General features: G+C 31.5%; 8 protein-coding genes. 3 read left to right on the forward strand and 5 right to left on the reverse strand.

All coding sequences use genetic code 11. The annotated features are described in order from the left end of the window. From ACQY1Q_RS16970 to ACQY1Q_RS16980, 3 genes are all read right to left on the reverse strand, one after another. A partial coding sequence (locus ACQY1Q_RS16970; RefSeq protein ID WP_431006523.1) for a choice-of-anchor L domain-containing protein occupies positions 1-2,135 on the reverse strand: 2,135 nt, incomplete at its 3' end. 385 nt (positions 2,136-2,520) lie between these two features. After that, positions 2,521-3,657 (reverse strand): cysteine desulfurase family protein, encoded by a 1,137-nt coding sequence (locus ACQY1Q_RS16975; RefSeq protein WP_431006524.1) that lies wholly within the window; start codon positions 3,655-3,657, stop codon positions 2,521-2,523. Positions 3,658-3,672: 15 nt separating this feature from the next. Further along, complete coding sequence (locus tag ACQY1Q_RS16980) at positions 3,673-4,218, reverse strand: Smr/MutS family protein (RefSeq protein ID WP_431006525.1); 546 nt, start codon at positions 4,216-4,218, stop codon at positions 3,673-3,675. Between the two features lie 81 nt (positions 4,219-4,299). On the opposite strand from ACQY1Q_RS16980, the gene ACQY1Q_RS16985 reads away from it, so the two are divergent. Continuing rightward, on the forward strand, positions 4,300-4,932 hold the full coding sequence (locus ACQY1Q_RS16985) for a hypothetical protein (RefSeq protein ID WP_431006526.1): 633 nt from the start codon (positions 4,300-4,302) through the stop codon (positions 4,930-4,932). A 9-nt stretch (positions 4,933-4,941) separates the two neighbouring features. Here ACQY1Q_RS16985 and ppk2 (ACQY1Q_RS16990) read toward each other — a convergent pair whose 3' ends face one another. Continuing rightward, positions 4,942-5,724 carry a polyphosphate kinase 2 gene (gene ppk2, locus ACQY1Q_RS16990; protein WP_431006527.1) on the reverse strand — a complete coding sequence of 261 codons (783 nt, stop codon included), beginning with the start codon at positions 5,722-5,724 and terminating at the stop codon, positions 4,942-4,944. A 3-nt stretch (positions 5,725-5,727) separates the two neighbouring features. Continuing rightward, entirely contained in the window at positions 5,728-6,585 is an 858-nt protein-coding gene (ppk2, locus tag ACQY1Q_RS16995; protein ID WP_431006528.1) for a polyphosphate kinase 2, read from the reverse strand. Between the two features lie 68 nt (positions 6,586-6,653). Here ppk2 (ACQY1Q_RS16995) and ACQY1Q_RS17000 point away from each other — a divergent pair, with 68 nt between their 5' ends. Beyond that, positions 6,654-7,601: a lipid A deacylase LpxR family protein gene (locus tag ACQY1Q_RS17000; RefSeq protein WP_431006529.1), complete on the forward strand. Its 948-nt coding sequence runs from the start codon at positions 6,654-6,656 to the stop codon at positions 7,599-7,601. Positions 7,602-7,673: 72 nt separating this feature from the next. After that, complete coding sequence (gene dnaN, locus ACQY1Q_RS17005; RefSeq protein WP_431006530.1) at positions 7,674-8,792, forward strand: DNA polymerase III subunit beta; 1,119 nt, start codon at positions 7,674-7,676, stop codon at positions 8,790-8,792. Positions 8,793-8,879: the final 87 nt, after the last annotated feature.

The raw sequence follows: 8,879 nt of genomic DNA on the forward strand, positions 1-8,879 counted from the left end.
CTCGTGGTTCCTTGACCTTGATCACTTCCTATATCTGCAACTCCTCCTGAGTTTACAACAGTAGGAACTCCATTACTATCTACACCTCCGGTTATTCTTCCGTTTCCATCTAATTGACTTGCTATTACATTCTCATCTCCTTCTATGGCATCAGAACAACCGTCATTATCTGAATCGGTATCTAAATAATCTGGTGTTCCATCTGAATCTGTATCTAAATTTTCACAAGCAAATAATATTAATTCTATTCCATCTGCTCCAATTCCAAATCCTCCATTTTGAGTAAAATTTAAAGTAAATGTAGAAATTGTACCAAAAATCCTTAATGACCCAGCAGCAGTACCATTACTATCATTTGCTGTACTTTCACTACCCCATCCTGATACTGGTGTTCCTGCCCCTCCATCAGTTACTGTATTTGATGTTACTAAAAAATCAGATGTTCCTGCCTGTCTTTGCCACGTTAGCCCTCCTTGTAAGGTAACCATTGCTGAATTTTGGTTTACTCCATCACTTCCTCCTATTTTATCTAAATGTATGGTTGGGTTTTTTACCTCAACAGGATTTCCTAATGAATCCTCAAAGCTTACGGTTAAATTTGTTCCAAAATCAAAAATCCCAGCCAAGGAAGTATCTAAGGCAAGTGGTTCAGACCAAAATGATTGATTATTGAAAGTATCATTAGTAAATCCGTCCGCATCTGTAGTGGTTATCCTTGCTATTACTCCATTTCCATAATTATATGTTGCGGTAGTTCCTGAAATTGTCCATGAGCCTGATTGTGAAGGCGTACATAAACCTTCATTAACATCTAAAATTCCATCATTATCGTCATCTAAATCTACTTCATCAGCAATTCCATCTCCGTCAGTATCTTCTAAAACGGTTACAAGTACCATAGCGGAATCACAGTTAGTTGAAGGTTCACAAACATTGTATACCAATTCATATACACCTGGTGCGACACCTGGTGCAACGTTTACTTCACCTGTAGAAGTATTTAAGGTTATCCCAGGATCTCCTGTACTAACCTGAACTAATTGAACATTTGAAACTGAAGGATTAGTTACACCTGCCACTGAATCGTTAACTAATACATTTGCTACAGCTACGCCTCCCGTTGTAGAAACTGCTTGACCTTGATCATTATTTGCTATAATAACAGGTACTCCTCCTACCCTTGATATAAAAACACCTGAATCATATTGATTATCTCCAACATCGGCAATCGCTATTTTCATATGATACGTTATGCCCGGAGTTAAATTAATATTTGCCGTAAATTTTTTGGTAATCCCATTAAATTCAACAAAAACAGGCGGTGTATTTGGATTTGTATTACATGTTGCAGGCGTGTTATTTGGATTTGCATCATCATCAGGACTATGTCCATTTACAATAAACTGAGCTGCTTGGGTTAAATCTGCCCCCCCTGATGTTCCTTGACAACCAATAAAACCTGCATTGATATTATTAACGGTTACTTCATTACTTGTACCCGGAACAAGTGCCAAATTTAAAGCAGGCTGTTCTACACCATCATAAACACCATTACCATTTGAATCAACCCCTTCTGGTATTGTTGGATCTGAATTTGTAGGATCAGACACAAAAAAACCAAATACATCATTAAAAGACGAGCCAACGTAATCAGGATATTCTTCTGACCCAAATTGATATTCTAATAAAACCCCTGTATAATCTGGCAAAGCCTGAAAGTCAAATTCGAAAACAACTACATCATAGATAGCATTATTGTTTACATTTCTTAAATCCGGATCACTAAAAGTAGTATTAGGCCCACTAGAATAGCTCAATAAATCATTTGTTGTAAACACCCCATTAACATCAGATGATGTAAAAGCAATACCACTATCAATTTCAAGTGCAGCTCCACTAAGCCCATTAGAAAACAATGCTATTTGATTTGTTGAAGTTCTTCTTATTACTGGATTAGTTATAGAAACTCCTGTAGACTGTAATTCAGCTGCTATTGCAGCAGCTGTTGGATTGGCAGTAAACGTAGCCTGCCCCCTAGCTCCTAAACTCAATAACAGTAAAAAAAGGAAAAAAAGTAGATTTTTTTGTTCACCTAATCTTTTCTTCAGACAATTTAAAGAGTAGAATTTTACCATATAATTATATTTACGTCAAAAACCTCTTATTTCTAAGAGTTTATCTTATTTTAAAAAATTATATGGGAGTATATATTATAAAAATACAAAAGACCCCCAAAAAACATACATTTAGCCGCAATGCGACAAATTTATAGTTTGGGGGGACATTTCTAATAAAGAATACACAAATATAAACAACTTTTACTTTATATCTGTTTTATATTTAGAAACTTTTTTCTAAAAAAAGTCACACTATAACAAAAATTTATTTTAAAAAAATCAAAAATCAATAAAACACATAGAAAACAAATATAAAAAAGCGTTTTTAAGACGTTATAAAAAATAAATTAACGGTCACTACTCCAAATAAAAAAACAAGTCTTAAACCTTTTAAAATTGTGTTTTATTTTTTCACTTCTTTTAAAACATTGAATAAATGTACAATTTCCTCTTTTTTGTTAAATTTACTAAAAGAGAATCGTATTGATGATTTTTCAGCTTCAGCTTCTTTTAAAAAAGCTCCTAAAACATGTGAACCTTTATTACTTCCACTTTGACAAGCACTACCTCCTGATACAGCAACACCTTTTAAATCTAAGTTAAAAATCATCATTTTATCATTAAAAGGGAATCTTACATTTAGAATAGTATAACTACTTTTTTCTAAATTATCAGACTGGCCATTAAATTCAACATTGGGAATAATAGTTTTTATTTCTTCAATAAAATATTTTTTTAGTGATTCTATTTTTTCTTTATCCTCTTTCATTTTATCAAACGATATTTCTAAAGCTTTTTCCATTCCTAAAATAGCATGTACATTCTCAGTACTAGAACGTACTCCTCTTTCTTGATCTCCTCCATGCAACATAGGTTTTAACGCAATTCCTTTTCTAACAAAAGCAAACCCTACTCCTTTAGGCCCGTGAAATTTATGAGCGCTAGCTACTATAAAGTCTATAAATACTTCTTGTAAGTCCAACTCATAATGCCCTATAGCTTGTACCGTATCTGAATGAAAATAAGCATTATACTCTTTACATAACTCAGCAACTTCTTTAATAGGCAATAAGTTTCCTATTTCATTATTAACCCACATTAAAGAAACCAAAGTTTTTGAATTGGATTTAAGTAAGGCTTCTTTTAACTCATCAAGATGAATATCTCCTTTATCATTTATTTCTAAATAAACAACAGTTACTCCATACACTTCCTTTAAGAAATCAATGGTATGTATAACCGCATGGTGTTCAATCTTGGTAGTAATTATTGTTTGAACTCCTAAATTTATTACTGCATTTTGTAAAATTAGGTTGTCTGCTTCTGTTCCTCCTGATGTAAAAACAATTTCTCCAGCAGTTACATTGAAATGTTTTGCTATATTTTTTCTAGCTTTTTCAACTGCAGCTTTCGCTGTTCTTCCAAATTGATGTGTTGATGATGGATTTCCAAAATTATTACTCATTGAATGCGTCATCACTTCAATTACCTCAGGCAAAATTGGCGTTGTTGCTGCGTTATCTAAATACACTTTTTCCATAATGCAAAGATAAAACTAAATTGGGTTTTGATAGACATATACCTCAGTAGCTCCTAAACCATATTTTTGATAAGAAGCATCATAATATTCAACCGGATATTTATTTAACAAGTAATTCAGTTCTGTTTTCAATACTCCTTCTCCTATTCCATGAATGAATACTATTTTTGAGATTCTTTTTGACAAACAATATTCTATTTTCTGTCGTGCTATTTCAATTTGGTACGACAGAATATCGTAATTATCCATCCCTTTGGTAGACTTCATTAATTTTTCAATATGCAAATCTACCTCCATTACTATTTCATTTTTCGTTTTTACAAACTTTTTGTTTGTTTTCTTTTTTTCTTCGTTTTTCTCTTTTAAAAGTGTATTGTTAATATGTAGGTATTTACTTAAATCTTTTTGTTCTACTTCTATCTTCACCAATTCGGATTTTAAAAATTGGTACTCCATTCCATCTTCACTTTTAACTATTATAAAATCATTAGCAAAACCAGTAATAACACCTTTTATTACATCATCTATGACAGCTACTTTATTTCCAATTTCAAAACACATAATTAACTATTACTTAATTCACTAAAAAAAGTTAGCATTTACTTTTGTAGATAATTCAGTTTGCAAAAGAACATTAAATAAATGATTAGCTCCAAAAATATCAACACAAAAATTTTCTTTGAAGATGCAAGAAACAGTTTACATTTAAGTGAAGAACGAAAAGATCTTTTGCTTCAAATAGCAGATACAATTGTTGATGAATATTTAGATCGTGAAAAACTTAATCTTAACTTTATTTGCACACATAACTCAAGACGAAGTCAACTAGCCCAAGTATGGTGTTTTTATGCAATCGATTATTTTAAACTGAAAAATCTTTTTTCTTTTTCCGGCGGAACTGAAACAACTGCTTTTCATAGAAATACGGTAAAAACCTTGCAACAAGCCGGTTTTGAATTTAATGTAGAAGATTTTTCTCACCAAAACCCTAAGTACTTAGTTTCTTTTAAAGGTTGTAAAAATTCTTTAATGGCTTTTTCTAAAACTTTTGATAACCCTATAAATGATTACCCTTACATTGCCATAACCACTTGTGATAGTGCTGACAAAAACTGTCCTTTTATTCCGGATGCTATTTATCGTTTTCATTTACCTTATACAGACCCAAAAACTTCAGATACTTCCGAAAATACTAAAGAGACTTATTTAGCGGTAAATAAACTTATAGCCGGAGAAATGTACTTTTTATTTGAAGAAATTAAAAAGTACATTTAATACGACATTCTAAACTTTGGTGTCTTTATCGTAGGGTATGCTTTTTAAAATATGATTAATTACATTTATTCTTGCAATAGTTTTTCTGTTAGCTCTGATAACTTTCCAAGGAGAAATAACTGTATTTGTTCTGGAAAACATTGTCTTTTTATATTCTGTATAATCATCCCAAAGCTCTTGCGCTCTTTCATCTACGGGAGTCATTTTCCATTGTTTTAACGGATCATTTTTTATATCATTAAAACGCTTTGCTTGTTCCTTTTTAGTGATAGACATATAGATTTTTACTAAGCGGATTCCTGATTCTAAAATCATTCGTTCAAAATCATTAACCTGATTCATAAAAACCTCATACTCTTCTTGTGTACAAAAACCGTTTACAGGCTCAACTACCGCTCGGTTATACCAACTACGGTCAAAAAATATAATTTCTCCGGCTTTAGGAAACTGCTCTACATAACGCTGAAAATACCATTGTGTTTTTTCATCTTGATTCGGTTTTGGCAAAGCCACTATACGCATATGTCTTGGATTAATACGCTCAGTTATTCTACGTATTGCCCCTCCTTTTCCGGCAGCATCTCTTCCTTCAAATAAAATAATTATTCGTTCATTTTGTTCAATAGCCCAAGTTTGTAATCGTATTAATTCTACCTGTAATTTTTTTAATCTTCGTTCATAACCTACGTAACGAACAGCTTTTTCTAAATTATACGGTTCTTTAGATAATATTGCTTTTAACCCTCTAGTGGTGTTAAGTTTATTTACTTCTTGTTGTGTTAAATTTTCCATAGTTTAGTCTAAATGAATTCCTGAACGATAATAACGCATTACAACATTGGGGTCTGGGTTTAATATGGTTTTAGCTTCATCTTTTCCATCATAATCAAACTGAGATAAAACATAACGCATACACTCAACTCGTGCCTCTTTTTTATCGTTTGTTTTTACTACTACCCACGGGCTGTACGTTGTATGAGTTTTACTAAACATTTCATCTTTATAAAAAGTGTACTTATCCCATAACTCTTGTCCCCTTTTATCTACCGGACTAAATTTCCATCGTTTTAACGGATTCTGATTTCGAGCATTGAATCGTCTTAATTGCTCACTTTTTGATATTGACAACCAAAACTTAATAATAATTACTCCATCTTCATAAAGCATATGTTCAAATTCCGGAACCTGCACTAAAAACTTTTTATATTGGCTTTCAGAACAAAACCCCATTACCGGCTCTACTACAGCCCTGTTATACCAACTACGATCAAAGAAAACTATTTCTCCCGGGTTAGGTAATTCTTTTATATATCGTTGAAAATACCACTGACCTTTCTCAACTTCAGTAGGCTTATTAAGAGCCACTAACCTCATTGCTCTGGGGTTTAAATGCTCTGTAAAACGTCTTATACTACCTCCTTTTCCGGCAGCATCTCTTCCTTCAAATATAACAGCTACTCTTTTATTATTCTTAGCAATCCATTGCTGTAACTTTACCAATTCAATTTGAAGTAGTTTTAATTCGTTTTCATAACTAATTTTAGCGTCAACTTTTTCAATAGGAATTCCTTTTTTCTTAGCAACAGCCCTTAATTCATCATTAGACGTAATACTCTGAAAATCACTTATAGTCAACCTTGGTCCTTCCTCCATAAATAAAAAAAGTAATTAAATTAATATTTTAACAGTGGATATGCTAAAATAAAATGATATTTGCTTCTATGAAAAAAATTAATACACTTTTATTCATCTTATTTTCTGTTTTTTGCTATTCTCAACGAAAATACAGTAAGGAATTCAGTTTTATTAATGATAATGACTTATATATCTCTTTTTATCAGGATAGATATTATACAAACGGAATGTTCTTTACATATCGATATTTAGGTAAAACTTCAAATCCTTCCATTGAAAAGAAAATAGTTGAGATCAAATTAGGCCATAAAATGTACACTCCTTATAAAGCTATAGTAGAGTCTCCTGAGCAACATGACAGACCTTTTGCTGGATACTTATACGGGAGTTTTGGTTTTAATAAATTTTACAACAACAATTCATCTTTTAAAACTTCTGTAGAAATTGGCGTGATAGGTCCTAATTCATTTGCTAAAGAATTACAAGATTTTATTCATGATATCTATGGTTTTAAACGAGCTGTTGGATGGAAATATCAAATTCACAACGCTTTTGCGTTAAATGTTAATGCAGCATATTCTAAAAACTTAACAGAAGAATCTACTTTATATGATATTACTTGGACCAATGAGGGTAATTTAGGAACAGTTTTCACCAATTTTTCAACTGGCTTTTATGGCCGAGTAGGTTTAAAACCCTTACAAAAAATGGCTAACTCTATAGCTTTTAACAGTAACCTTAACGATCAAGATTCTAAGTATAATAATGAAATAGAATCTTTTTTATACGTAAAACCTATGATTAGTTATATTGTATATGATGCTACTATACAAGGTAGTTTTTTAAATACTACAAGCCCTATAACATATACCGTTTTACCTTTAGTATTTTCTACCGAATTAGGAATACGTTTTACCAGTAATCGTTTTAATTTAGGATATACAATACATTATCATACAAAAAAGTTAAAAAGCTTGCAGGTGCCGGGTGGAAATTTTTACGGAAGTATTCAGTTAAACTACCAATTTAACTAGTTATTAAAAATAAATTTTAAAAATCATCAAATTAAAATATATTTGTAGTTCTAATCATTAGAAATTTAATCAATGAAATTTATCGTATCTAGCTCTCAATTATTGAAACAATTACAAGTTTTAGGAGGAGTTATAAACAGCAACAACACATTACCTATTTTAGATAATTTTTTATTTGAATTATCTGAAAATCAACTTAAAATATCATCTTCTGATTTAGAAACCACCATGAGTTCTTTAGTAGAAGTTGAAAGCACTGATACCGGATCCATTGCTATTAATGCTCGTTTGTTATTGGATACTTTAAAAACTTTTCCGGATCAACCGTTAACTTTTAAAACCGAAGGAGACAGTACTATTGAAATTATTTCAGAGCAAGGTAAATATGATATGGCTTATTTTGGTGGAGATGAATTCCCCAAAGCTGTTGAACTACCTTCTCCAAGTAGTACAGAAATTCCTTCACATATTTTAGCTACGGCAATTAATAAAACCATTTTTGCTACGGGTAACGATGATTTAAGACCTGTAATGAGTGGTGTATTTTTTCAATTTAATTCAAAAGAATTAACATTTGTTGCCACTGATGCTCATAAATTAGTAAAATATACTCGTACAGATGTAACTGCTGATAAAACTGCAGAATTTATTATGCCTAAGAAACCTTTAAATCTTTTAAAAGGTATTTTAGGTGGTTCTGAAGAAAATGTTACTATTGAATATAATGATACTAATGCTAAATTTACATTTGACAATGTTGTATTAATTTGTCGTTTAATTGACGGAAAATATCCTAATTACGAAGCAGTTATTCCTAAAGAAAACCCAAACAAATTAACAGTAGACAGAGCAACTTTCTTAAACTCAGTACGTCGTGTATCTATTTTCTCTAGTAAAACTACTCATCAAATACGTTTAAAGATGGCTGGTACTGAGTTAAATATTTCTGCTGAAGATTTAGATTACTCAAACAAAGCTGATGAACGTTTAATGTGTGATTACCAAGGTGATGATATGCAAATTGGATTTAACTCACGTTTTTTAAGCGAAATGCTAAACAACTTAAACTCTAACGATGTATTAATTGAAATGAGTTTACCTAACAGAGCCGGAATTCTTACTCCTATAGACGGAACAGAAGACGGTGAACAAATTACCATGCTTGTAATGCCTGTTATGCTAAACAATTAATTTAGCATACATAATGAGTCGTCCTAAAATAGGTTGACAGATTTAAAAAATATTATTTAAACCAGAGAGGCTAGCTTCTCTGGTTTT

Source organism: Tenacibaculum sp. TC6 (assembly GCF_050606265.1).
GTDB lineage: Bacteria > Bacteroidota > Bacteroidia > Flavobacteriales > Flavobacteriaceae > Polaribacter.